The 25,255-nt window shown below is 62.9% G+C and carries 23 protein-coding genes and 1 tRNA gene; 16 read left to right on the top strand and 8 right to left on the bottom strand.

Features of this window, described 5'->3' with window-relative positions:
• Positions 1 to 91: 91 nt before the first annotated feature.
• From PQQ95_RS00460 to dprA, 3 genes are all read right to left on the bottom strand, one after another.
• Positions 92 to 2,770, bottom strand: coding sequence for a DNA topoisomerase III (locus PQQ95_RS00460; protein WP_408433599.1), 2,679 nt, complete (start codon positions 2,768 to 2,770; stop codon positions 92 to 94).
• A gap of 248 nt (positions 2,771 to 3,018) precedes the next feature.
• A complete protein-coding gene (locus tag PQQ95_RS00455; protein WP_408433597.1) occupies positions 3,019 to 3,396 on the bottom strand; it encodes a thioredoxin family protein in 378 nt (125 codons plus the stop codon).
• A gap of 89 nt (positions 3,397 to 3,485) precedes the next feature.
• Positions 3,486 to 4,739 (bottom strand): DNA-processing protein DprA, encoded by a 1,254-nt coding sequence (dprA, locus tag PQQ95_RS00450; RefSeq protein ID WP_408433595.1) that lies wholly within the window; start codon positions 4,737 to 4,739, stop codon positions 3,486 to 3,488.
• A gap of 244 nt (positions 4,740 to 4,983) precedes the next feature.
• On the opposite strand from dprA, the gene def reads away from it, so the two are divergent.
• From def to PQQ95_RS00375, 15 genes are all read left to right on the top strand, one after another.
• A complete protein-coding gene (gene def, locus PQQ95_RS00445; RefSeq protein WP_408198955.1) occupies positions 4,984 to 5,487 on the top strand; it encodes a peptide deformylase in 504 nt (167 codons plus the stop codon).
• 31 nt (positions 5,488 to 5,518) lie between these two features.
• Positions 5,519 to 6,505 carry a methionyl-tRNA formyltransferase gene (fmt, locus tag PQQ95_RS00440; RefSeq protein WP_408433592.1) on the top strand — a complete coding sequence of 329 codons (987 nt, stop codon included), beginning with the start codon at positions 5,519 to 5,521 and terminating at the stop codon, positions 6,503 to 6,505.
• Positions 6,506 to 6,618: 113 nt separating this feature from the next.
• Entirely contained in the window at positions 6,619 to 7,260 is a 642-nt protein-coding gene (locus tag PQQ95_RS00435; protein ID WP_408433589.1) for a LysE family translocator, read from the top strand.
• Between the two features lie 103 nt (positions 7,261 to 7,363).
• The gene (htpX, locus tag PQQ95_RS00430; RefSeq protein WP_211613133.1) at positions 7,364 to 8,221 is read left to right on the top strand and encodes a zinc metalloprotease HtpX; all 858 of its coding nucleotides are present in this window, start codon (positions 7,364 to 7,366) and stop codon (positions 8,219 to 8,221) included.
• A gap of 295 nt (positions 8,222 to 8,516) precedes the next feature.
• The gene (rsmB, locus tag PQQ95_RS00425; RefSeq protein ID WP_408433586.1) at positions 8,517 to 9,956 is read left to right on the top strand and encodes a 16S rRNA (cytosine(967)-C(5))-methyltransferase RsmB; all 1,440 of its coding nucleotides are present in this window, start codon (positions 8,517 to 8,519) and stop codon (positions 9,954 to 9,956) included.
• Entirely contained in the window at positions 9,953 to 10,552 is a 600-nt protein-coding gene (locus PQQ95_RS00420) for a DUF4390 domain-containing protein (protein WP_408433583.1), read from the top strand. The genes rsmB and PQQ95_RS00420 overlap by 4 nt, the downstream gene beginning before the upstream one ends.
• Positions 10,542 to 12,956 carry a sensor histidine kinase gene (locus PQQ95_RS00415; protein ID WP_408433581.1) on the top strand — a complete coding sequence of 805 codons (2,415 nt, stop codon included), beginning with the start codon at positions 10,542 to 10,544 and terminating at the stop codon, positions 12,954 to 12,956. The genes PQQ95_RS00420 and PQQ95_RS00415 overlap by 11 nt, the downstream gene beginning before the upstream one ends.
• Positions 12,957 to 13,646 (top strand): response regulator transcription factor EsaR, encoded by a 690-nt coding sequence (esaR, locus tag PQQ95_RS00410; protein ID WP_408433578.1) that lies wholly within the window; start codon positions 12,957 to 12,959, stop codon positions 13,644 to 13,646.
• Positions 13,647 to 13,753: 107 nt separating this feature from the next.
• Positions 13,754 to 13,829: transfer RNA gene (locus PQQ95_RS00405), tRNA-Phe, on the top strand.
• A 92-nt stretch (positions 13,830 to 13,921) separates the two neighbouring features.
• Positions 13,922 to 14,146, top strand: a complete 225-nt coding sequence (locus PQQ95_RS00400) for a hypothetical protein (RefSeq protein ID WP_408433576.1) — start codon at positions 13,922 to 13,924, stop codon at positions 14,144 to 14,146.
• A 141-nt stretch (positions 14,147 to 14,287) separates the two neighbouring features.
• Positions 14,288 to 15,019, top strand: a complete 732-nt coding sequence (gene queC / locus PQQ95_RS00395; RefSeq protein WP_211613138.1) for a 7-cyano-7-deazaguanine synthase QueC — start codon at positions 14,288 to 14,290, stop codon at positions 15,017 to 15,019.
• A gap of 94 nt (positions 15,020 to 15,113) precedes the next feature.
• Positions 15,114 to 15,746 carry a 7-carboxy-7-deazaguanine synthase gene (queE, locus tag PQQ95_RS00390; RefSeq protein WP_408433573.1) on the top strand — a complete coding sequence of 211 codons (633 nt, stop codon included), beginning with the start codon at positions 15,114 to 15,116 and terminating at the stop codon, positions 15,744 to 15,746.
• 6 nt (positions 15,747 to 15,752) lie between these two features.
• Complete coding sequence (gene queD / locus PQQ95_RS00385; protein ID WP_408215274.1) at positions 15,753 to 16,199, top strand: 6-carboxytetrahydropterin synthase QueD; 447 nt, start codon at positions 15,753 to 15,755, stop codon at positions 16,197 to 16,199.
• Between the two features lie 215 nt (positions 16,200 to 16,414).
• On the top strand, positions 16,415 to 17,197 hold the full coding sequence (locus PQQ95_RS00380; protein WP_408433569.1) for an HpcH/HpaI aldolase family protein: 783 nt from the start codon (positions 16,415 to 16,417) through the stop codon (positions 17,195 to 17,197).
• Positions 17,194 to 17,898, top strand: coding sequence for a tetratricopeptide repeat protein (locus PQQ95_RS00375; protein ID WP_408433566.1), 705 nt, complete (start codon positions 17,194 to 17,196; stop codon positions 17,896 to 17,898). The genes PQQ95_RS00380 and PQQ95_RS00375 overlap by 4 nt, the downstream gene beginning before the upstream one ends.
• Before the next feature lie 200 nt (positions 17,899 to 18,098).
• Here the strand turns inward: PQQ95_RS00375 and rodA are convergent, their stop codons facing one another.
• The 5 genes from rodA to PQQ95_RS00350 all read right to left on the bottom strand — a co-directional run bounded on the left by rodA (position 18,099) and on the right by PQQ95_RS00350 (position 24,568).
• A complete protein-coding gene (gene rodA / locus PQQ95_RS00370; protein ID WP_408433563.1) occupies positions 18,099 to 19,247 on the bottom strand; it encodes a rod shape-determining protein RodA in 1,149 nt (382 codons plus the stop codon).
• A 10-nt stretch (positions 19,248 to 19,257) separates the two neighbouring features.
• On the bottom strand, positions 19,258 to 21,606 hold the full coding sequence (gene mrdA, locus PQQ95_RS00365) for a penicillin-binding protein 2 (protein WP_408433560.1): 2,349 nt from the start codon (positions 21,604 to 21,606) through the stop codon (positions 19,258 to 19,260).
• A 140-nt stretch (positions 21,607 to 21,746) separates the two neighbouring features.
• Positions 21,747 to 22,259: a rod shape-determining protein MreD gene (gene mreD, locus PQQ95_RS00360; RefSeq protein ID WP_063494468.1), complete on the bottom strand. Its 513-nt coding sequence runs from the start codon at positions 22,257 to 22,259 to the stop codon at positions 21,747 to 21,749.
• Positions 22,256 to 23,371, bottom strand: coding sequence for a rod shape-determining protein MreC (gene mreC / locus PQQ95_RS00355; protein ID WP_408433557.1), 1,116 nt, complete (start codon positions 23,369 to 23,371; stop codon positions 22,256 to 22,258). The genes mreD and mreC overlap by 4 nt, the downstream gene beginning before the upstream one ends.
• A 153-nt stretch (positions 23,372 to 23,524) precedes the next feature.
• Positions 23,525 to 24,568, bottom strand: a complete 1,044-nt coding sequence (locus PQQ95_RS00350; protein ID WP_004189550.1) for a rod shape-determining protein — start codon at positions 24,566 to 24,568, stop codon at positions 23,525 to 23,527.
• A gap of 380 nt (positions 24,569 to 24,948) precedes the next feature.
• Here PQQ95_RS00350 and gatC point away from each other — a divergent pair, with 380 nt between their 5' ends.
• A complete protein-coding gene (gene gatC / locus PQQ95_RS00345) occupies positions 24,949 to 25,248 on the top strand; it encodes an Asp-tRNA(Asn)/Glu-tRNA(Gln) amidotransferase subunit GatC (RefSeq protein WP_408433554.1) in 300 nt (99 codons plus the stop codon).
• Positions 25,249 to 25,255: the final 7 nt, after the last annotated feature.

Raw genomic sequence — 25,255 nt, 5'->3', positions numbered from 1 at the left:
AAAGGCGCAGTCACGAAAGTGACTGCGCCTTTTTTATAGGCAAGTTCAAAGCCGGCCGGAAGCTGAATGCGCTTCCGGTCACCTACTGAGATTACGAACCAGTCTTGCGCGCGGCCGTTTTCTTGGCAGGTGCTTTCTTGGCCGCGGCGGTCTTTGCTGCAGCCGTCTTGGTCGCGGGTGCTTTCTTCGCCGCTGTCTTCTTGGCGGCGGCCGCAGCCTTCACTGCGACCGGTGCGTCTTCTTCGTCCGACTCCGGCGCTCCCTTGGCAGCCGCTTTGGCCGCCGCGGTCTTCGCTGCTGTCTTGGCCGACGGCTCTTTCTTCTCGAATTCGAAGCCGATCTTGCCGTCGTTCTGCTTGACGAGGAACGCCTTGAAGTTGCGGCCGGTGCGCGACGATTTGAAGTTCGTCAGCAGGTCGGTGCGTCCTTCTTCGAGCAACTTCGCCATCTGCTCACGCGCGATTTCCTGCTGCAGAATCACCTTGCCCGAGCGGAAGTCGCAAGTCTTCGGATTCGCAACCGAGTTCTCGCAGACGTAGCTCATGCCGTGCTCGAACACGCGACCCTTGCACTTCGGGCACGCGCCGACCGCTTGCTGATCGGAGAAGTCAGGCGGTTCGCCATCTTCGCCGCCCGAATCCTGACCGAAGTCGAATTCGAGCTTGTAATTCTTGATCTCGTCGTCGAGCGAAAGCTTCAGGATCGCGGAGAACGGACGCCCCATCTTGCTGCGGAAACCCGACAGCGGCCCGATCGTCTTGTTCTGCAACAACTCTTCAACTTCCGGGATTTCGAACTGACGGCCGCCCGGAATCTTCGAGATCGAGAACTCGCACTTCGAACAGGCAAAGCGCCGGTAGTTTTCCTTCACCTGACCGCCGCAATTCGGACACGGTGTCTGCAACGTCGCGTAATCACCCGGGATCGTGTCGGAATCGTACTCTTTCGCGCGCTTGACGATGGTTTGCGTCATGCGGGCGATTTCCTGCATGAACGCGTCGCGCGGCAGGTTGCCACGCTCCATCTGCGAGAGCTTGTATTCCCACTCGCCGGTCAATTCCGGTGCGGTCAGTTCCTTCACGCCGAGACCGCGCAACAGCGTCATCAGCTGGAATGCTTTGGCGGTTGGAATCAGATCGCGGCCTTCGCGGATCAGATACTTTTCGCCGAGCAGCCCTTCGATGATGGCGGCGCGTGTAGCCGGCGTGCCCAGCCCCTTGGCCGCCATGGCTTCGCGCAATTCGTCGTCTTCGACCAGCTTGCCCGCGCCTTCCATGGCCGACAGCAAGGTTGCTTCGTTGTAGCGTGCGGGCGGCTTCGTCACCAGTTGCTGGGCGGCGATCTTGTCTGTCTTGACCTTCTCGTCCTTCTGGACCGGCACGAGGTTCGCATCTTCGCCGCTGATTTCGCGGCCATAGACCTGCAGCCAACCCGGTTCGACCAGCACCTTGCCTTCAGTCTTGAAGTGATGACCGACTACTTCCGTGATCCGCGTCGTCACTCTGTATTCGGCGGCAGGGAAGAACACCGACAGGAAGCGCTTCACGACCAGGTCGTAGAGCTTCTGTTCCGGCTCGGACAGATTCTTCGGCGCTTGCGCCGTCGGGATGATTGCGAAGTGGTCGCTGATCTTCGAGTTGTCGAAGATGCGTTTGTTCGGTTTCACCCAGCCCTTGTCGAGCACCTGCTTGGCATACGGGAGATAGTTGTTGCTCTCCTTGAGCATGCCGAGCGTTTCCTTGACCGTATCCATATAGTCTTCCGGCAACGCGCGCGCGTCGGTCCGGGGATAGGTCAGCACCTTGTGCTTTTCGTACAGCGCCTGGGCGAGGCCGAGCGTGTTCTTGGCCGAGAAGCCGAAGCGGCCGTTAGCCTCGCGCTGCAAGCTGGTCAGGTCGAACAGCGCCGGCGACAGTTGCGTGGACGGCTTCGATTCTTCCGTTACCGTACCGAGCTGGCCACGGCAGGCCGCAACGATCGTCTCAGCGGCGGGCAGTGCCCACAGGCGCGAATCGCGCTTTTCGGGATCGAATTCGTCGCGCTTGAATTTCGGATCGAACCAGCGGCCTTCGTAGAAACCGGCCGCGCAGACGAAATCCGCCTTCACTTCCCAATAATCGCGCGGCACAAAGCGGCGAATCTTCTCCTCGCGCTCGACGACGATCGACAGCGTCGGCGTCTGCACCCGCCCGACCGTGGTCAGGAAGAAGCCGCCGCCCTTGCTGTTGAATGCGGTCATGGCGCGCGTGCCGTTGATGCCGACCAGCCAGTCCGCTTCCGAGCGGCAGCGCGCCGCATCGGCGAGCGGCTGCATTTCTTCGTCGCTGCGCAGACGGGCAAAGCCGTCGCGGATCGAGCCGGCTGTCATCGACTGAAGCCACAGGCGCTGTACCGGTTGCTTGGCTTTCGCGTGCTGCGCGATCAGGCGGAAAATCAGCTCGCCCTCGCGCCCCGCGTCACATGCGTTGATCAGGCGATCGATGTCTTTACGCTTGAGCAGCTTGGTCAGCACCTTTAGGCGCGATTCGCTCTTGGCGATCGGATTCAGATCGAAATGCGGCGGAATGACGGGCAAGTTGGCGAAACTCCACTTGCCGCGTTTGACTTCATAGTCTTCGGGCGCGGCGATTTCCAGCAAGTGGCCGACTGCCGAGGAAAGGACGTAGTCGTCGCTTTCGTAGTATTCGTCATGCTTGGTAAAACCGCCCAAAGCGCGCGCGATGTCGTTCGCGACGGAAGGCTTTTCGGCGATGATCAGTGCTTTGGACATGACTCGATGTGAGGTTGGTAGATCCGGGTTGATGGCCTTGAGTGCGCTTAAATAGCGCGACCCTCGTTTGCGACCTTTGCGACCCAATAACGACCGCTTTATAGCACACGGCGCAAGCGCGGCGTGTCAAGTGCCATAAAAAGCGCGCCATGATAATTGCGCGCTCAGTGACTGAGCAAGCTGTGGAAACCGCGTTGTGTGCCGCTCGCAACGCCCGTCCCACAAGCCTCAGAGGCTTGCGGCCAGATTCACGCGACGGCCAGCGCACGCCGCAGTTTAGGCGCGCCGCTGATACCGGGCACCGCCGTCAAGTCAGACAACATCCGCTCCACAATCGCCGCCTGTGGCAAAACCGTGCCAAAAAAACGTGTCGTTACTGAGTCTTCGATCAGGATGGTCGGGAAATTCTCGACATCCAGATCGTCGATGCGGTCCGCATGGGTTTCGATGTCGATCCACGCGAAACAGATCTCCGGATGCTTATCCGCCAGCCGGTCGAACGCCTCCCGGTACTCACGACAGGTTCCGCACCACTCCGCGCACAGGCAGGCCACGAACAGCGTGTCGGGTTCGTTGACGCGCTCGGCGATCCGGTCTTGGTCGGTGTCGAGATTCAGCGCGGGCATGGTGGTTCCTTGCGTACTTTTGTCAGGTGCTTTGGCGCGAATGTAGCATGGCCGATCCCGAATGGTGGTCAACCCTGGTCAAGACGGGGTCAGCCGTGGGTGGCTCGCGTGAAGCGGCCGCCGGGCAGCGCGGTCACCTGGCCGGCGAGTTCGAGCTGCAGCAGCGTGTTTTGTAATGCCGCGTCCCCCATCTCGGTACGGGTGGCAAGAATTTCAAGCGTGGCGGGGGCGTGACCGAGCGCGTCGAGGAGTTGCAGCGCTTCGGCACTCATGCCTGGCGGGGCAGCGGCTGATGCCGACGCCGCTATCAATTCGGGTTGAATCGCGGCCGATGCCGGCACGGCTGCCGAATCCCGCTGATGCACCGCCGACGCCACCCTGATATTTCGTGCGCCCGCGCCGTCCCAAAGCATCGCCTGCTTGCTGGCGGTTTTCGCGACCACGGGCCTCGAGAAGCCCAGTTCCTCCAGCACCTCATCGGGCGTTTCCACCAGCTTGGCGCCCTGCTTGATGATTCGATGACAACCGCGCGAGAGCGGCGCGTGGATCGAGCCGGGCAAGGCGAAGATATCGCGCCCCATTTCATTGGCGAGCCGGGCTGTGATCAGCGAGCCCGAACGCATGGCGGCTTCGACGATTACCACCCCGCTGACGAGGCCGGCGATCAAGCGATTACGTTGCGGGAAATTGGCGGCGCGCGCAGGCGTGCCGAGCGGCCATTCCGACAGGATCGCGCCTTGCGTCGCAATCTGCCGCGCCAGTGCATGATGTGCGGCCGGATAGACGAGGTCCGCGCCGGTGCCGATCACGGCCACCGTGCCGCCGACGCCCTCCAACCCTCCCCGATGCGCAGCGCCGTCGATGCCCAGCGCCAGCCCTGACACTATCGTGACGCCGGCCTGGGAAAGCTCACGCGCGAAGCGCTCCGCGTCTTCAGCGCCTTGCGGTGTTGCGCTGCGGCTGCCCACCAGGGCAACCGCAGGCGAATGCAACAGATTCAGCCGACCCTTTATATATAGTAGCGGCGGCGGATCGGGCATGGTCAGTAGTGCGGGCGGGTAGGCGGGATCGTCGAGCGTCACCACGTGGTTGCCGGGCAGCTCGCGCCATGCGATCACCGTGTCGAGTTGCGCATCGAAGTCAGGGTTGGGCGGCGCCAGCGCAGCGCGTGCCGCGGCCTCGCCAGCGACCTCGGCAAGTGCCTCCGGCGATTGATTGAAGATCGCTTCCGGCAGTCCAAAAGCGCTCAGCAGCAGGCGCAGCGCAGCGGGTTTCAACCCCGGCGCGAGCGAAAGCCGCAGCCATGCTGCAAGTTCAATCTCGGTTGCGGGCAAGGTATGCATTGATAGTCCATCCTCTTACAGGGCCAGCGGGCAGGCGGGCGCCATGCTAAAATTTTCATCATCCGAAATAACTGCAGCGCCGCGCCCACCCGCGCGGGTCCGTCGTTTAGCGCACGTGGCGCGTTGAATCGAACCGGTTCGACACCATCTATCGTCTGCGTAATGCGATGCGCCCACAACCTAGCCGAATGGCCAACGCTAGCCTTCCACCGGTCAGCGGCGCCTATAAAACACACTCAAGATCATGGCTTTACTGAACATCCTCAATTACCCGGACAAGCGGCTGCACAAGATTGCGAAGCCGGTCGAAGTGGTCAACGACCGCATCCGCCGGCTCGTCGCCGACATGGCCGAAACGATGTACGCCGCGCCCGGCGTCGGCCTCGCGGCCACCCAGGTGGACGTGCATGAACGTGTGATCGTGATCGACGTGTCGGAAACGCACGACGAACTGCTCGCCTTCATCAACCCGGAAATCATCTGGTCGAGCGACGAGAAGAAGCTCTCCGAAGAAGGCTGCCTCTCGGTGCCGGGCATTTACGACAACGTCGAGCGCGCTGAAAAAGTGCGCGTGCGGGCGCTGAACGAGAAGGGCGAAACCTTTGAGCTGGATTGCGAAGGGTTGCTGGCCGTGTGCGTCCAGCACGAAATGGATCACCTGATGGGCCGAGTGTTCGTCGAGTACCTGTCGTCGCTCAAGCAAACGCGCATCAAGAGCAAGATGAAGAAGCTCGCCCACGCGATGTAATGCGCGTCCACCTCGTCTACCGCACCCGTTCATGAGTCATTCGTTGCGCGTCATCTTTGCCGGTACGCCGGAGTTTGCCGCGGCCGCGCTGGCCGCGATCCACAGCGCCGGTTTTCCGGTGCCGCTCGTGCTGACCCAGCCCGACCGGCCCGCCGGACGCGGGATGAAGTTGCAGGCGAGTCCGGTGAAGCGCTACGCCCAGGAACATGGGCTGACCGTGGCGCAGCCGCCTTCGTTGCGGCGCGCCGGCAAATATCCGGCCGAGGCCGCCGCCGCGATCGATCAATTGCGCGCCACGCCGCACGACGTGATGGTAGTGGCCGCGTATGGTCTGATCCTGCCGCAGGAAGTGCTTGATATTCCGCCGCTGGGCTGCATCAACATTCACGCTTCGTTGTTGCCGCGTTGGCGCGGCGCCGCGCCGATCCACCGCGCAATCGAGGCGGGCGACGCGGAAACCGGCATCACGCTGATGCAGATGGACGTCGGCCTCGACACGGGCGCGATGATTTCCGAAGCACGCACGCCGATTGCCGCTGGCGACACGACGGCCACCTTGCACGACCGCCTCGCACAAGACGGCGCGAAGCTGATTGTCGAAGCGCTGATCGAACTCGAACGCAGCGGCAAGCTGCCCGCAACGCCGCAGCCCGCGGACGGCGTGACTTACGCGGAAAAGATCGGCAAGCACGAGGCTGCGCTCGACTGGCGTAAGCCGGCCGCGGTCCTCGCGCGTCAGGTGCGCGCGTTCGATCCGTTCCCCGGCGGCGTGGGCACGCTGGAAGACGGCACGTCGATCAAGATCTGGGCGGCCGTCCCGGTCGAGGCGCAAGACAGCAAAGCGCCCGGCACGATCGCCGACGTCGCTCCGGAGGGCGTCGTCGTGGCCTGTGGTGAAGGTGCTTTGCGTCTCACACAATTGCAAAAACCCGGCGGCAAGCGCTTGCCGGTGCGCGAATTCCTGGCCGGCGCCACGCTGGCCCCGGGTCTGCGTTTCAAGCTTCCCGAAGCAGAATAACCGCCTTGCGCAGACCTTGAACATCGTCCGTTCGGCCGATGCTCAAGAGTCCCGCTGCAAGCTTGCAGCGCGTTAGAATCCTCTATGCAATGGCCCGTGTTTAGAGGATCTCCATGTTTGGCATTACCCATTTCGAGTTTTTCGTCGTCGCCGTCTTTCTGCTGAACGTGACGCCCGGCCCCGACACGGCTTACATCGTCGGGCGCAGCGTGGCGCAAGGGCGTGGCGCAGGGCTGATGTCCGCGCTCGGCATCTCCGCCGGTTGCTGCGTCCACTCGCTTGCCTGTGCATTTGGCTTGACGGCGCTGCTGGCGGCTTCGGCTACCGCGTTCACCGTCATCAAGTTCGTCGGCGCTATTTATCTGATCTATCTCGGCGTGCGCCTCATTTTCGCCAAGCCGGCTGCCGACCAGGCGGCGGGTGAAGCGCGCGGGACCGGTGCGCCGAAATCGCTGCGCCAGTTGTTCCTGCAAGGCTTCTGGACCAATGTGCTGAACCCCAAGGTCGTGCTGTTCTTCGTGTCGTTCTTTCCGCAATTCGTCACAACGGGCAGCGACCATAAGGCATTGGCGTTCCTCACGCTCGGCGGGGTGTTCGTCGTGATGAGCATGATCTGGAACAGTTTTGTCGCGTGGATTGCCGGCAGTGTCACCCAACGCTTCTCCGGCAAGCCGTTGGTGAAGCGGTGGCTGGATCGCGGCGTCGGCAGCGCATTCGTCGGCTTGGGCATCAAGCTCGCCACTGCATCAAGATGATTGAATTTTCCTTGCGCGCCCATATCTAACATTTCGCTTACAATCAGCCGCCGCGATCATGCGGCGCAGATATGAACCCGCGCTAGGGCAAGGAGTTGCAGACATGTTCAATTGGGTCAAAACCGCGATGTTGATGGCCGCGATCACGGCCCTTTTCATCGTGATCGGCGGGATGATCGGCGGGTCGCGCGGCATGACGATCGCGCTCGTGATCGCCCTAGGGATGAATTTCTTTTCGTACTGGTTCTCGGACAAGATGGTCCTGCGCATGTACAACGCGCAGGAAGTCGACGAAAACAGTGCGCCGCAGTTCTATCGCATGGTGCGCGAACTCGCCACCCGCGCCAATCTGCCGATGCCGCGCGTCTACCTGATCAACGAAGACGCGCCGAACGCGTTCGCCACTGGCCGCAATCCGGAGCATGCGGCCGTCGCCGCCACCACCGGCATCCTGCGCGTGTTGTCCGAGCGCGAAATGCGTGGCGTGATGGCGCACGAACTGGCGCATGTGAAGCACCGCGACATCCTGATCTCCACCGTTTCAGCGACCATGGCAGGCGCCATTTCCGCCTTGGCGAACTTCGCGATGTTCTTCGGCAGCCGTGACGAAAACGGTCGTCCGACGAACCCGATTGCGGGCATTGCGGTCGCGTTGCTGGCGCCGATCGCCGGCGCGCTGATTCAGATGGCGATTTCGCGCGCGCGTGAATTCGAGGCAGACCGCGGCGGCGCGCAGATTTCCGGCGATCCGCAAGCGCTCGCTTCGGCGCTCGACAAGATCCATCGTTATGCGAGCGGCATTCCGTTCCCCGCAGCCGAGCAGCATCCGGCCACCGCGCAGATGATGATCATGAATCCGCTGTCGGGCGGCGGCATCGCGAATCTGTTTTCGACGCACCCGGCTACCGAGGAACGCGTCGCGCGTTTGATGGAAATGGCGCGCACCGGGCGCTTCGAGTAACGGGCCACTGACGTGGCTTGATGAGAGGCGAGTCTGCGGGCTCGCCTTTTTGCTTAAGCGACCGGAATCGTGGGCTTGCAGCGGCACGACCGGATGCGGCCAACGCGGAGCGCTTTCGCTCCGGGCGTAGCATCGCTTGCCCTCCGCTACGGGTCCTTGCCCAATTGTTCGAGCTCCGACTGGCGCGGCTACGCCTGCGGGTTGCCGTCCGCTCTCAGCGGTCCTCATCCCGCGCCACGCTACAATGTGTGCTGTTTGAGTCGTGCGCACCGCGCGGCCTGCCTTTGCCTCTTTCATGACTCCAAAGCCTTCTTCGCGTTCTGCTGCACCACCGGCGCGTCCGCGCGAATCCCGCTTGTCGATGTTGCATCTCGCGCCCGAATCGCTCGGTTTCGCGCTCGACTGCGCGGGCCAGGCCGTCGGCGCCGTGCGCCTCGGCGCAGCCTTGCCGGCCGCGCTGCAAGCCGTATTCGTCTCCGCGCCGGAAGGGAGTGCCGCCGCTGCGCGCGGCGCAGTGCAGGACATCGCATACCGCACCATGCGGCGCCTGGCGACGGTCGAATGGCTGATCGCGAAGCTGGTGAAGAAAGCACCGCCGCCGCACGTCGGTCATGTGCTCGCCTGCGCGCTCGCGTTGCTCGTCGACGATGAAGCGAATGCCGCCTATGCGCCGTTCACCGTGGTCGATCAGGCGGTGGGCGCCATTGCCGCGCGTCGTGAATTCGCGTTCACAAAGGGTCTCGTCAATGCAGTGCTGCGCAATTTCCTGCGCGAGCGTGAGGCGTTGCTGAGCGCGGCGCAAGGCGACGAAGTCGCGCGCTGGAACTACCCGGCGTGGTGGATCGATGCGGTCAGAGCCGCATGGCCCGACGCATGGCAAGCAGTGCTCGCGGCCGGTAACACACAAGGCCCGCTGACGCTGCGCGTGAACGCGCGCCGCTCGACGGTCGATGCCTATCTGCAAGTGCTGCAAGACCATCACATTCCCGCGAGCCGGGCCGGCGAATACGCCGTCAAGCTCGCTACGCCGATGCCGGTCGACCGGATTCCCGGTTTCAGCGACGGCGTTGTGTCCGTGCAGGACGCCGGCGCGCAACTCGCCGCGCAACTGCTCGGCGTGCGTGACGGCATGCGCGTGCTCGACGCGTGCGCGGCGCCCGGCGGAAAAACCGGCCATCTGCTCGAACTTGCCAACCTGCAGCTCGTGGCACTCGAAAGCGATGCATCGCGCGCGCGTCGCATTAGTGAAAACTTGCAGCGGCTCAAGCTCGAAGCAGAAGTGCGTATCGGCGACGCGGGTGCACCGGCAAAATGGCACGACGACATCGACCAGCCATTCGACCGCATTCTGGCCGACGTGCCGTGTTCGGCCTCGGGCATCGTGCGGCGTCATCCCGACATTCGCTGGCTGCGTCGCGCGTCGGATATTCCCGCGCTGGTCACCGAGCAGCGCCGCATTCTCGGCGCACTATGGCCGCTCGTGAAGCCAGGCGGCGAGTTGCTCTACGTTACGTGTTCGATCTTCCCCGAAGAAGGCGAGTTGCAGGCGCAGTGGTTTGGAAACAAGCATCAGGATGCGGTACGATTGGACGCGCCGGGGCAGCTTCTACCCTCAGCTGCCCGCGCGCCCGCCGGCACATCGGCCGGGTCCCATGCCGGACATGACGCTGAAGATAGCGCCGGCTCGAACTCAGACCACGACGGATTTTTCTACGCGCGCTTTCAGAAACGGTGACCATCAAACGCTTCTTCCCGCTTCGGCTCGCTGCCGTGCTCTGGATCGTGCTGGCCGTATGGCTCGCTGTACCGGGCGCGGCGTATGCCGATTCGATCGCGGTGCAGCGCGCCTCGCTGCAATCGGACAACACCGGCTGGAGTCTCGACGCGCGTTTCGACTTCGACCTGAACAGCAATCTCGAAGATGCCGTCAACAAAGGCATTCCGCTGTATTTCACAACAGACTTCGAACTGAGCCGGCCGCGCTGGTACTGGTTCGACGAGCAGCCGGTGAGCGTATCGCAGAGCATTCGCCTGTCGTTCCAGCCGCTTACGCGTGAGTACCGTGTGTCGAGCGTCTCGTCGGGTGGGCTGCAGCTCGGCTTCTCGACGTTGAAGGATGCGCTCGCGGTGATCAAGCACATCACGTCGTGGCATGTGATCGAGCGCAATCAGGTGCATGTCGGGGAGACTTACAACGCGTCGGTGCGCATGCAACTCGACATCGCGCTGATGCCCAAGCCGTTCCAGATCGACGCGGTGAACAACCGCGACTGGAGTCTCGCGTCCGAGTGGAAGCGCTTTACCTTTACGGTGACCGAACGTGCTAAATAGCGTGCGCCAAGCCACCAGTGTCAGCAGCATCGTCGTGCGCGTGCTGGTGTCCACGGTCGCCGTGACGGCCGTGTTGCTGCTCGTGCTGCTTGCAGCGGCGAGCGCGAATACCGAATTCTTCGACCGCTATTACCAGTGGCTGTATGCGGCCAATCTCGTGGTCGCGATGATCTTTTTGCTGGTGGTGGCGACGCTCGTCATCATCATCATCGCGCGGCTCAAGAAAGGTAAGTTCGGCACGCGGCTATTGGCGAAACTCGCGTTCTTCATGGCGCTCGTCGGCGTGGTGCCGGGTGGCATCATTTACGTCGTCTCGTATCAGTTCGTGTCGCGCAGTATTGAATCGTGGTTCGACGTGAACGTCGAAACCGCGTTGACCTCGGGCCTGAATCTCGGCCGCGGCATGCTCGACGCGTCGCTGTCCGATCTGCAGACCAAAGGGCGTCTGATGTCCGAGCAGCTGGCGAGCGCGGATGCCGCAGGCACCACGCTTACGCTTCTGCGCTTGCGCGACCAGTTCGGCGTGCAGGACGCGACGATCGTCGAACCCACGCGCAGCATGTCGGGCGCGACACCGGACATGCACGTGGTCGCGCAGGCGTCCGGCAATTACGCGACGCTCGTGTCGAACGACTTGCCCACGCCGTTGATGATCGATCAGGCGCGCGGCCGCGGTTATGCGGCGATCGAAGGGGAAGTCGACGGCGATCCGAACGCGCATGGTGGCAAGGGCGCGTTGCGGCTGCGCGTCGTACAGCGCATTCCCGATTCGAACGCGTCGCTGCTGCAGCCCACCGAACGCTTCCTGCAGCTCACGCAGCCGGTGTCGCCAACCCTCGCGCGTAACGCCGACGCGGTGCAGCGCGCCTATCGCGAGTATCAGGAGAAGGCGCTGGGCCGCACCGGCTTGCGCAAGATGTACATTGGCACGCTGACGCTCGCCCTGTTCCTCGCCACCTTCATCGCGATGATGCTGGCGCTCGCGCTCGGCAATCAGCTGGCGCGGCCGTTGTTCCTGCTCGCGCAGGGCACCAAGGAAGTGACCGAGGGCGACTACACGCCGAAACGCGAAATCAAATCGCGTGACGAACTGGGCTTCCTCACGCAGTCGTTCAACGCAATGACGCGGCAGCTCTCCGAAGCGCGCGCGGCGGTCGAGAACAACCGCATCGCGCTCGAGCATTCGAAGGCCTATCTGGAAAGCATTCTTGCGAATCTGACCGCGGGCGTGTTCGTGTTCGACCGGCAGTTCCGTCTCACTACCGCGAACCGCGGCGCCGAGCGGATTTTCCGTCAGCAGTTCCAGGAGGTGCAGGGTTCGGCGCTCGAGCAGATCGGCGTGCTGAGCGAATTTGGCGGCATGGTGCGCAAGGCCTTTGCCGATCGCGAAGCCGCCAGCGGCGACGGTCACGACGACCGCGGCCACTGGCAGCAGCAGTTCTCGGTGCAGGTGCCGGGCGAAACCGAGCCGCTTACACTGCTCGTGCGCGGCGCGCGTCTTGTGTCCGCCGCAGATCGCGATGCCGAAGATATGCAGACTTCCGGTTACGTCGTCGTGTTCGACGATATTTCGGACGTGATCTCCGCGCAGCGGTCGATCGCGTGGGGTGAAGTGGCGCGGCGTCTCGCGCATGAGATCAAGAATCCGCTCACGCCGATTCAGCTTTCCGCCGAGCGTTTGCAGATGAAGCTCGCTGACAAGCTGTCGCCGTCGGATGCCGATGTGCTGAAGCGCGGCGCGACCACCATCGTCAATCAGGTCGCGGCGATGAAGCAGATGGTCGACAATTTCCGCGACTATGCGCGCACGCCCCCGGCGGTGCTCGCGCATCTGCAACTGAACGAACTGGTCAGCGAAGTGCTCACGCTGTACGGTATCGAAGAAGGCAAAGGCGCGATTCAGGTGGAGCTCGCGGACTTGCCGGCGATTCGTGGCGATGCGACGCAATTGCGCCAGGTGATTCACAACCTGCTGCAAAATGCGCAGGATGCCGTAGCCGACGTCGAACAACCGCGTGTGTTGCTCGAGACGAGGACAGTAGAATACGGAGACCCCGACGCGGAAGGCAAAGTCCACGTCGCGGTGCGTCTGACAGTGTCGGATAACGGACCGGGCTTCCCCGCGCGTATCCTCACACGTGCATTCGAACCTTACGTGACGACCAAGGCCAAAGGTACGGGTCTGGGTCTTGCGATGGTCAAGAAGATCGTCGACGAACACGGCGCGCGCATCGACATTCGCAACCGCATGAAAGCGGGCGATGTGATCGAAGGTGCGCAGATATCGATCCTCTTCCTTCAACTGGCAGACGATACTGCGGCGCCTGGAGCAGGGCCGCGGTCGGCGCATGGTAATGCGTCGCAGGGAACGACAAAAGCAACAGTGCAGACAAGGGCAGCGTAAATGGCAACCATCCTGGTGGTAGATGATGAAATGGGCATCCGGGAATTGCTCTCGGAGATCCTGAGCGACGAGGGGCATGTCGTGGAGGCCGCGGAAAACGCGCAGGAAGCGCGCGAGTTCCGTTTGCGCCAGGCGCCGGACCTGGTGCTGCTCGACATCTGGATGCCCGATACCGACGGCGTGACCTTGCTCAAGGAATGGGCTGCGCAAGGGCAACTGACCATGCCGGTGATCATGATGTCCGGACACGCAACCATCGACACGGCGGTTGAAGCGACCAAGATCGGCGCGCTCAATTTCCTCGAGAAGCCGATTGCATTGCAGAAGCTGCTGAAGGCAGTCGAGCAAGGCCTCGCCCGCGGCAATGCAGCCGGTGCGCCGGGCGGCGCGGTTGCCAAGCCGGCGCTGCCGGTCAGCACTTCGGCCGTGGCATCGGCGGCTGCGCTGCCGATGCTGTCGTCCGATGGCATGGGCAGCGGCGCGTTGGCTGCGCAAACGGCGTCGATCTCGTTCGACATCCCCTTGCGCGATGCGCGCGATGCGTTTGAGCGCGCTTACTTCGAATACCACCTCGCGCGTGAGAATGGCAGCATGACGCGCGTCGCGGAAAAGACCGGACTGGAGCGCACGCACTTGTATCGCAAGCTCAAGCAACTCGGTGTCGATCTCGGCAAGAACAAAGGAGAATGAACGGCCCGCGTAATGCATGCAGGTGCGTGCAGTTTCAAGCGCGGCAGATTTTTTCGAGAGGGGGCTTGCCGAGCAGCTGACCCTTTGATATCATTTCGTTCTTCGTTGGCCCGGTAGCTCAGTTGGTAGAGCAGCGGATTGAAAATCCGCGTGTCGATGGTTCGATTCCGTCCCAGGCCACCAGGATTCAGCCCCAGGAAATCGCAAGATTCCTGGGGCTTTTCCTTTTTTGTCGCGGTTCTCCCGGTTCTGATAGGCATTCGTGGCGGCATGGCGTGCTTGCCGCTGCGGCGGGCGCGCTCGGCGGCATAGGGCGTCGCGTGATAAAATCGCGCCAGTTCAAAGACTTGCATGCGAGCGTGCTGTCGACGTTTCACTGGCGCGCCATCGCACCAAACGCGTCTTTTCGTACCTTGAAGCTCGGTCTTTTGTGCACGCTGCCGCAATACGGCAAGGCCGCGACAGGTGCCGAATCCTTCGCCCGACGATTAACGGTATAAGCGCCCAGCGACTCTGCATGCGGAAGGCGCGGCCTATACTGCTTGGGGCCGGCAGCAGTGCCGGCACGCGTCGCGCCGCGTTGCTTGCATGGCGCACATCGCGCAGCGCGACGTGGCACTCATCATTCACGGAGTTTCACGGTGATCCGCAAAGACGCTAAACGGAGCGCTCTGGTGCTGTTTTCCGGCGGCCAGGATTCCGCCACATGCCTCGCATGGGCCCTCGAACGATATGAAACGGTCGAGACGCTGGGCTTCGATTATGGCCAGCGGCACCGGGTCGAACTCGAATGCCGCGAAGGGTTTCGTAACGCCGTGGCGCGGGCATTTCCGGCTTGGGCCGACCGCCTCGGCGAAGATCACATGATCGATCTGTCGGTGCTCGGTTCGATCAGCGATACCGCGATGACGCGCGAAATCGAGATTCATGCCACGGCGAACGGTTTGCCGAACACGTTCGTGCCGGGCCGCAATCTGATGTTCATGACGATCGCGGCGGCCATCGCTTACCGGCGCGGTTTGCAGGTGCTGGTCGGCGGCATGTGCGAGACGGACTTCTCGGGCTATCCCGATTGCCGCGACGACACAATGAAGGCATTGCAGGTCGCGTTGAACCTCGGCATGGACACGCGCTTCCTGCTCGAAACGCCGCTGATGTGGCTCGACAAGGCCGACACGTGGCGTCTCGCACACGAGCTGGGCGGTGACGAACTGGTCGAACTGGTGCGCGTCGAAACGCACACCTGCTATGTTGGCGAGCGCGCCGAACTGCACGCATGGGGCTTCGGCTGTGGCGAATGCCCGGCGTGCCGCTTGCGCAAGCGCGGCTACGAAGCGTATCTGGCCGGTGAGAAGGTGACCGAGCCGGTCTGACGGAAGGCTCATCCAAGCTTGACGACGCTGGCGCACCGTGCCAACGGCGCGCAGCGCAGGCAATTATTTTCAGGAACACAAGGCAGACAGCAGCATGACTTACGCGGTCAAGGAAATCTTCTACACATTGCAGGGCGAGGGCGCGAATGCCGGGCGGCCGGCCGTGTTCTGCCGGTTCGCCGGCTGCAATCTGTGGTCGGGCCGCGAAGAAGATCGTGCGGATGCGGTATGCCGTTTCTGCGATACCGACTTCGTCGGGACTGACGGTGAGAACGGCGGCAAGTACCGTACGCCTGAAGAGCTGGTGCAGATGATCGCGTCGCAATGGCCGGAAGGCGAGGGCCAACGCTTCGTGGTCTGCACGGGCGGCGAACCGATGCTGCAGATCGATCAGCCGTTGGTCGACGCATTGCATGCCGCCGGCTTCGAAATCGCCATTGAAACCAACGGCTCGCTGCCGGTGCTCGAGACGATCGACTGGATCTGCGTGAGCCCGAAGGCCGACGCGCCGCTCGTCGTCACCAAGGGCAACGAACTGAAGGTCGTGATTCCGCAGGACAACCAGCGGTTGTCCGACTATGCGAAGCTCGACTTCGAGTATTTCCTCGTCCAGCCCATGGACGGTCCGTCGCGCGATCTCAACACGAAGCTCGCGATCGACTGGTGCAAACGCCATCCGCAATGGCGCCTGTCGATGCAGACCCACAAGTATCTGAACATTCCCTGATTCGCCGTGCTGACGATTACACGAAAACTCGAATTCGACGCGGGCCACCGCATCCCCGATCACCGCAGCCAGTGCCGTAATCTGCACGGCCATCGCTATGTGCTCGAAATCACGCTGCAAGGCGATCTGGTCGACACCGAAGGCGCGCCGGATCGCGGCATGGTGATGGACTTCGCCGACGTGAAGTCGCTCGCGGTCGAGCATCTGGTCGACAAGTGGGACCATGCGTTTCTCGTCTATGAAGGCGATACGCAGGTGCGCGGTTTTCTGGAAACCATGGCGGGGCACAAGACGGTCGTGCTCGACCGCATTCCGACCGTTGAAAATCTCGCCGCCGTCGCGTTCGGCATCCTCGCGAACGTCTATGACGCGCATTACGGCGTGAATCTGCGTTTGCACAAGGTGCGTCTGTTCGAGACGCCGAACTGCTGGGCCGACGTGGTCCGCGATTAAACCCGGGGCCGTACGAGTCGAACTCACGGCCCAACCCCCGCGTTATTGTCACGGTATGATCGCTCCGATAACCACACGGAGCGAGACATGCCGGTCACCGCATTGCGTCGCAGCAGGCTTACAGGCCATCATGGCCCAGGCGTGGGCCGCTTCCGCCACGCCAGCATCCTCAGCCGCGTTTCAGGCGATGTGTCCCATCGCCCGGGAGTGCGGCCATGAGCACCTTCACGAATCCTCTCAAGCAACGGCTGAAAGAAGCCGATCCGTTGTTCGGCCTATGGCTTTCGCTCGGCAGCGATTCTGCCGCCGAGGCGCTGGCGCACGCCGGCTTCGACTGGCTGCTGATCGACATGGAGCATGCGCCGAACGATAGCGGTGACGTCACGTCGCAATTACGTGCGATTGCCGCCGCGCATCTGCCGAGCGAGCCGGTCGTGCGCGTGCCCGCGAGCGAGGCGTGGCTCGTCAAGCGTGTTCTGGACGCTGGCGCTCGCACGCTGATGTTCCCTAATATCGAAACCGCGGAAGAGGCGGCGCACGCCGTACGTCTGACGCAATATCCGACCGCCGAGGCGCTCGACGGTCAGCGCGGTGTCGCCGGCGTGGTGCGGGCGGCTTCGTACGGCATGCGGCGCGACTACGTGCAGACCGCCAACGCGCAGATCGCGACCATCGTGCAGATCGAGTCGGCGCGAGGCTTGCAGGAGGTGGAGAAGATTGCGGCGACGCCGGGTGTCGATTGCCTGTTTGTCGGGCCGGCCGATCTGGCCGCGAGCCTTGGCCACCTGGGCGATTCGAAGCATGCCGACGTGCAGGCGGCGATGGCGCGCATCGTCAGCGCCGCCGACAAGGCCGGTATCGCCGCAGGCATTTTTTCTATGGATGTCGCGAGTGCAAAGCAGCATCGCGATACCGGTTTTCGTTTTATCGCCCTGGCCGCCGACGTCATGTGGATGTTGCGCGCGACCCGCCAGGCGTTGCAGGAGGTGAGGACATGAAGGGGATGGTGCAGTGCGTCGCGGTGCGTCTTGCGGTTGCCGCGGCGTTGATGGCGAGTGTGACGGCGTATGCGCAGGACAACCGCGTCGCGAAGTCGAACGATCCGGAGACGCAAACCGCGGTTGCTGATTACAACGCCGGCAATCTGGGCGCGGCGCTTGCCGAATTCCGCAAAGCGGCGGAACGTGGCAGCCGGCTCGCCGAGTTCAACTACGCGATGATGTTGCTCAACGGTGAAGGCACCACAGCCAATGTCGACGAAGGCAAGAAGTGGCTGCGCAAAGCCGCCGACGCCAACATGTCGCATGCGCAATATGTGTACGGCAAGATGTACGACGACGGCGAGTTCGTCGGGCGTGATCCGGTCGAAGCACACCGGTGGTTCCTGAAGGCCGCGCAACAGGGGCACGTGCAGGCGGAGCTTGCGCTGGCTAACCAGTTTCTCGATGGCCGCGGCACGACTCGTGACAATCAGCAGGCGTTCGTCTGGTACAAGAAGGCGGCGCAAGGCGGCGACATGACCGCGCAGTACGTGACCGGCTCGTTCTACGAACGGGGTGGCGATGGCGTGGACAAGAACCTGAACGTGGCGCGCGCCTACTACGCGGCGGCGGCGGCACAGGGCGATCCGGCGGCGAAACTCAAGTATCAGCAACTGAGCGCGCAGTTGCGGGATCAGAAGGAAGTGAAGCCGCAGTAAATGTGACTGCGGCAAGTGAAACAGCGGTAAACGGGATTGCAGTAAATGAGATCGCAATAGCAAAAAAGAGGGGCGCTCCTGACTGACGGTGCGCCCCTTTTCTTTATCGGGCCCGCTGTGGTTTGCTTCGAGGAGGTTGCCGTATTCGGCTCTGCAGTCCGCGCCTTGATGAGCCCAAACGCCCTCCGCGCCGCCCCGCTCTAACTCTGCATCAACCGCTTTTGCCGCGCGACGCTCATGATGAGGCCGATCGCGACCCCCAGCGTAGTCAGCGCCGTGCCGCCGTAGCTCATGAACGGCAACGGTACGCCCACCACCGGCAAGATCCCGCTCACCATGCCGATGTTGACGAACGCATAGGTGAAGAACGCCATCGTCAGCGATCCGGCCAGCAGCCGCCCAAACAGTGTCGCCCCATTGGCCGCGATAAACAAACCACGCGCGATCAGCAGCATATAAAGCGTGAGCAGCACGATGCCGCCCGCCAGCCCGAACTCCTCGGAAAACACCGCGAAGATGAAGTCGGTGTGCTTCTCGGGGATGAATTCCAGATGCGCCTGCGTACCCTTCAGCCAGCCCTTGCCGAGCGGGCCGCCCGAGCCGATCGCAATCACCGCCTGGATGGTGTGGAAACCCTTGCCGAGCGGATCGGAAGTCGGATCCAGCAGCGTACAGATGCGGTGCTTCTGATAATCGTGCATCAGCGGCCACTGCACTTCCGGCTGACAGATCTTGTCCTGGAATGCCGCGATCGAGCCGACAGCAATCACGCCGGCAATCAGCACCGGCACGATCAGCTTGAAACTCAGTCCCGCGAAGTAAATCACGAAGAAACCGGCCGCAAAGACCAGCACCGCAGTGCCCAGGTCAGGCTGCTTGGCGATCAGGCCGACCGGCACGATCAGGATCAGGAAGCCGACCAGAAAGTCGTACCAACGCATCACGCCTTCGCGGCGCTGGTAGTACCAGGCGAGCATCAGCGGGGTGGCGATCTTCAGAATCTCCGACGGCTGGATCACCACGCCGACGTTGATCCAGCGCTTCGCGCCTTTGCGCGTGAGGCCGAACAGCGCCACGGCTACCAGTAACGCGATCCCGAATGTATAGAGCGGGACCGCGAAGCGCATCAGCGTGGTGGGTGGCACATTGGCCAGCGCCCACATCAGGACGAACGTCAGCATGATGTTGCGCAACTGGTCTTCTACCCGGCCGGGCATGTCCAGCGTCGCGCTGTAGAGCGTGATGATGCCGACGCACAGCAGCAAAAACACGATCAGGGCGAGCGGACGATCGAAACCCACGAACATCCGCTTGATGCGGTCGAGCCAGGCGCGCTTGTCGAATTGCATGCCTTTCTCCTTACTCGTCGATGCCGCCGGAAACCGGCTGGCGTGGCGACGTAGGCTGAATGCTGTCATCCCGTGACGGCGCGGCAGCGGTCGGTACCGGCTCGCTGCTCGGACGGGGTTTGTGCGGGACGCCGGATTTACGCGGCGCCGGAGTCTTTGCGGCAGCGGACGCGGATGCAGCGACGGCCGCCGACGCGCCGGACGCCGAAGCAGCCGCTGTCGCTGTTGAGGCCGAGATCGAGGTCGCAGCCGCAGGCGCCGAAGCACCAGCCGAAGCCGAAGCAGCCGCCGCTGCGGAAGCTGCCGCGGCGGCCGATGCAGCACCCGGCATCGGCAGTGCCGTGAAGCCTGCCGCGACCTTGACCGGCTGCGCAGCGTCCTGCGGCGTCGGTGCGCTACCCACCTCAGGCGCGGACGCATCCTGCGTCGCCGAGGCCGCCGCCGCGACAGCCGCCGCTTCAGCGCCCGGTTTGTTCTTGCCGACCAGGTAGTAATCGAGCACCCGCCGCGCGATCGGACCGGCCGCTTCCGCACCCCAGCCGCCATTTTCGACGATCAGCGCGAGCGCGATCTTCGGTTGCTCGGCCGGCGCGAACGCGATGAACAGCGCGTGGTCGCGCAGATGCTCGGCGATCGCGTGGCCCTTGTAGTTCGCGCCTTGCAGCGAGTAGACCTGCGCTGTACCAGTCTTGCCGGCGGCCAGATAGGGCGCGCCGATGAATAGCTTCGACGCCGTACCGTTGGTCACGACGCCTTCCATCGCGCGCTTGATGATGTCGATATCCGATTGCTTCACCGCGATCTTGTCGCTCGGATCGCGCACGACCGGGCGCGTGTCTTTCGTAATCGGATTTTCGATGTCGCGCACGAGGTGCGGCTTCATCACCACACCGTTATTGGCGAGCGTGGCTGTAGCGTGAGCGAGCTGCAGAATAGTGAACGAGTTATAGCCCTGGCCGATGCCCAGACTGATCGTTTCGCCTTCATACCAACGCTGCTGCTCGGGTTTGCGGTACGCCTTGCGCTTCCATTCCGTCGACGGCAGGATGCCGCGCGCTTCGCCCGAAATGTCGATGCCGGTGATCTGGCCGAAACCCCACGGCTTCATGAAACCGGCGATCGCGTTGACGCCGAGATCGTGCGCGAGCATGTAGAAATACGTGTCGTTCGACACCACGATCGCGCGGTTCATGTCAACCCAGCCCTGGCCCGAGCGCACGTCGTTGCGGAACGTATGGCCGCCGAAGGTGTACGAACCCGGATCCTGGAAGCCCCAGCCCGGCGTGCGCTTATGCAGCGTCAGCGCGGCGAGCGCCATGAACGGCTTGTAGGTCGAGCCCGGCGGATAGGTGCCGTGCAGCGGGCGGTTCAGGAGCGGATGGTCGGGCGAGTTGTTGAGCTCGTCCCAAGTCTGCTGATCGATGCCGTCGACAAACGAATTCGGATCGAAACTTGGCGCCGACACGAACGCGAGCACGTCGCCGGTTGCCGGTTCGATCGCGACCAGTGCCCCACGGCGGCCGGCGAAGGCCTGCTCGGCGACCTGCTGCAAACCGATGTCGATCGACAGTTCGAGGTTATTGCCCGGCGTGGCCTGGGTGCGCGACAACGTGCGCACAGGCCGGCCACCCGCGGTGACTTCGACTTCCTCAAAACCGGTCTGGCCGTGCAGTTCCGTCTCGTAGCTCTGTTCGACGCCGATCTTGCCGATGTAGTCGGTGCCCTTGTAGTTGTTGGCGTCGAGGCGTGGATCGTAGTGGTCCGGATCGCTGTCGTTCTGATCGCTGGCGTCGTCGATGCGGTCCTGATCGCGCTGCGAAATCCGGCCGATGTAACCGATTACGTGCGCCGCGGTGGGCCCAAGCGGGTATTGACGGAACAGGCGCGCGCGCACTTCCACGCCCGGAAAGCGGAAGCGCTGCGCGGTGAAGCGCGCGACTTCGTCATCGGTGAGGCGGGTGCGGATCGGCAGGCTCTCGAAGTTCTTCGAGTCTTCCTGCAGCTTCTTGAAGCGGCGCCGGTCGCGTGCGTCGATCGAGACCACGGTGGCCAGGTTGTCGATCACGTTTTCGAGCGTGTCGTTCAGCTTCGAGGGGGTGATTTCGAGCGTATACGCCGAATAGTTCTTGGCCAGCACCACCCCATTACGGTCGGTGATGATCCCCCGGTTCGGCACGATCGGCGCGACCGAGATGCGGTTTTCGTCGGCTTGGAGCGAGTACTTGCTGTAGTGCCAGACCTGCAGGACGAGGAAACGGAAGCCGATCAGCCCGAAGCAGACGAACACGAACACGCCCGCCGCCGCGACGCGCAGGCGGAACTTCGAGAGCTGTTGCTGAGTGTCCTTGAATTCGGTCATGCGATTCTGCAAAAGGCCGTGTGACGGCCATCATGAGTGTGCGCCCAAACCGGCCGGAACCGGGAGGCATGAACAGCGATGCGCGTCGAGCGGGCCGGCTAACCGGGTTCCAACGGAACGGCGGCGGGCTCGATGCGTGATTAAATTGGCCGCGTATCGTCCGGATCGGCCGGGCGGCGCTGCGGCATCAGCAGCAGCACGCTGGCGACCGGCCACAACGCGGCTTCGACGAAGCCGTCGATCAGGTAACCCCAGCCCGGAAACGCCGCGCCCGTCAGCAGACGGATCACGAACGGCACCAGTTGCGCGACGACCAGCAGCGGCATGACCGCGAAAGTCTGCACGCCGAGCGACATCCACAGCACCCGGCGATGGATCGTAATCGCGCCATACGACAACAACGTATACGCCAGCGCGTGCTCGCCGAGCAGGCTGGCGTTGTGCACGTCCATCAGCAAGCCGAGAAAGAACGCGATGCCCATGCCGACTTTGCGCGGCTGATGCACGTTCCAGAACAGCAGCACGAGCGCCACGAAGTCCGGCACGCCGGCGAGGCGCCCCCACGGCATCAGGTTCAGCAGGAACGCCGCAGCGAGGCTGAAGGCGATGAAGTACGGATTGACCGGCTGCAGGATGTATTGCGGACGGTTCATGGCTGGGCCCCCGGCGTGGCTTGCGGCTTCACGCTCTTGTCGGCGACCGGCTTCTTTTCGGTGGCGGTTTTCTTCTCCGCCGCCGTGGCTTTGGGCGCCGGCTTTTCAGCGGGCTTGGCGGGCGTTTTCTCAGCGGGTTTGGCTGCCGGTTTTTCTGCAGGCTTCGCAGGGGATTTATCCGCTGCGGCCTTGCTGTCCGCGGGCTTGCCGGCCTTCTTCGCTTTCGCGTCCTTGGCGGTCGTGGCCGCGTCGGGCTCTTCAGCAGGGCGCGGCGGCACGTTGTTCAGATAGTGCAGCACCAGTAGCTGACGCGCGCCGCGCACGGGCGCAACCGGCAAGCAGATCACGCGCGCGAACGCCGTATCGGCCTGTTTGTCGACCCGTACGACCTTGGCGACCGGCAGCCCCGGCGGATAAACGCCGTCGAGTCCGCTGGTGACGAGTTCGTCGCCGGTTTGCACGTCGGCGCTGATCGGCACGAAGCGCAGATCGAGCGTATCGCCCTTCGGCGTGCCGTAAATCACGCTGCGCAAGCCGGTGCGCACAATCTGCACAGGCACCGCCTGGTCCTTGTCGGTAAGCAGCGTCACTTCGGCTTGCAACGGGAACACACGCGTCACCTGACCGATCACGCCGTCTTCGTTGACGACCGGCGAACCATCCTGGACGCCTTGCTGCGCACCGCGGCCGATCACGACCTTCTGCGTGAACGGATCGCGCGTGTCGTACTGGATTTCAGCGGGCAGCGATTGGGTGGTCGAACGCTGCGAGAGTTGCAGCAGCGCGCGCAAATGGGTGTTTTCAGCGGCCAGTTCAGAGGCGGTATTGGCTTGTTGCGAGAGCTGCAGATCTTTGGTGCGCAGCTTGTCGTTCTCGCTGCGCAAGGTGGCGCTGGTCACGGCCAGATCGGCCGCGCCCATGAAGACGTCGCGCGGCACGAGGGCGGCGCGTTGCAACGGATAAAGACCCGCGCCGAGCACGCCACGCACGATTTCGAGCGTTTTGAAGCGTGCGTCGGAGATCAGCAGGGCGAGCGCCAGCACGACGAAAAACACCAGTCGTGCGAGGGCGGACGGGCCTTGCTTGAACAGGGGCGGCGGACTGTATTCCATGGTCGGCGCCGGGGGCGTGAGCGGTTGGGTGAGACGGCGGCGCGCGGGAGACGCGCGTTCAGCGCGCGGAGGCTGGCAGGTCCAGCCAACGGCAAACCGGCCCGCAAGGGGCCGTTTGCCTGATCCGCGCTACTGACATGGAGGCGGGCTCGCTTACTCGTACGAGAAGATGCTGCCCAGCTTGTCCATGCGTTCGAGCGCCATGCCCGAGCCGCGCACAACGCAGGTCAGCGGGTCTTCGGCGACGAGCACCGGCAGGCCGGTTTCTTCGGCGAGCAGGCGGTCCAGATCGCGCAGCAGTGCGCCACCGCCGGTGAGCATCATGCCGCGCTCGGCGATGTCGGCGCCCAGTTCCGGCGGCGTTTGTTCGAGCGCGATCTTCACCGACGACACGATCTGGTTCAGCGGATCGGTGAGGGCTTCGAGAATTTCGTTGCTGGAGATCGTGAAGCTGCGCGGAATGCCTTCCGACAGATTGCGGCCCTTCACTTCCATTTCCTTGACTTCGGAACCCGGGAACGCGGAGCCGATTTCTTTCTTGATGGCCTCGGCGGTTTGCTCGCCGATCAGCATGCCGTAGTTGCGGCGGATGTAGTTGACGATGGCTTCGTCGAACTTGTCGCCGCCTACGCGGACCGAGCCCTTGTACACGATGCCGCCGAGCGAGATCACGCCGACTTCGGTCGTGCCGCCACCAATGTCGACGACCATCGAGCCGGTGGCTTCCGACACCGGCAGGCCTGCGCCGATTGCCGCGGCCATGGGTTCTTCAATGAGGTAAACCTGCGAAGCGCCCGCACCGTGCGCGGCTTCTTTAATGGCGCGGCGCTCGACCTGGGTCGAACCGCACGGCACGCAGATGATGATGCGCGGCGACGGCGAAAACATGCGCGATTCGTGAGCAGTTTTGATGAACTGCTTGATCATCTGTTCGGTGACGGTGAAGTCGGCGATCACGCCGTCTTTCATCGGGCGGATCGCCTCGATGTTGCCCGGCACCTTGCCAAGCATCTGCTTGGCTTCCTTGCCGACTGCCTGAATGGTTTTCTTACCGTTGGGACCGCCTTCCTGGCGGATCGAGACCACCGACGGTTCGTCAAGAACGATACCTTTGCCACGCATGTAAATGAGCGTGTTGGCAGTGCCGAGGTCAATCGCCAGATCGTTGGAGAAGTAGCTGCGCAGAAAACCGAACATTCAAAATCCTGTCTCGCTTGGGGCCGGCCCTCGCAACGGTTGCGCAGGGCGGCAGCGGAAAAAATAACAGCTTCAACCGGGCGGAAGCGGCGCCACAGGAACTTGAAGCTGCGAGGGAGTCTACCGGAGGCCGGTGCAAGGCCAAGCCAGAAAAATCCGAACTATCTTTGGGAATTGTTCAGAAAGGCCTTGGTAAGTCGGTCCGGGTTTGGGTCGAACGCGTAATGATACCTTATAATTTTGGATGTTTTGAAGGAAACGGACGGCACTTTTTGCCTCCGCTGGCCCCTTTTTCGAGGTCTTCCTCCAGTGTCGTAACCCGCTGTCGCAGCATCGTTTTTCCCGCGCTGCGGCGGTCCACCACATTTTCCGGTGACTGCATGGCTCTGACCCTGACCGATGTTAAACGCATCGCGCACCTCGCGCGGCTCGAACTGGCTGAAGCCGAAGCCGAGCACACGCTTGCCCAGCTCAATGATTTCTTCGGCCTCGTCGAGCAAATGCAGGCGGTCGATACCACCGGCATCGCCCCGCTGGCCCATCCGATCGAACAGATCGAAGACGTCGCGCTGCGTCTGCGTAACGACGCGGTGACCGAAGCGGTCGACCGTGAAGCCTTCCAGCGCCCGGCGCCGGCCGTGCAAGACGGTCTGTACCTCGTGCCGAAGGTGATCGAGTAAGTGATCG

The sequence above is a fragment of the Paraburkholderia caffeinilytica genome (assembly GCF_046030355.1).
GTDB classification, from domain to species: domain Bacteria; phylum Pseudomonadota; class Gammaproteobacteria; order Burkholderiales; family Burkholderiaceae; genus Paraburkholderia; species Paraburkholderia caffeinilytica_B.
Note: the sequence above shows the minus strand (reverse complement) of the source record. Positions and strands in the feature narration are given on the sequence as shown.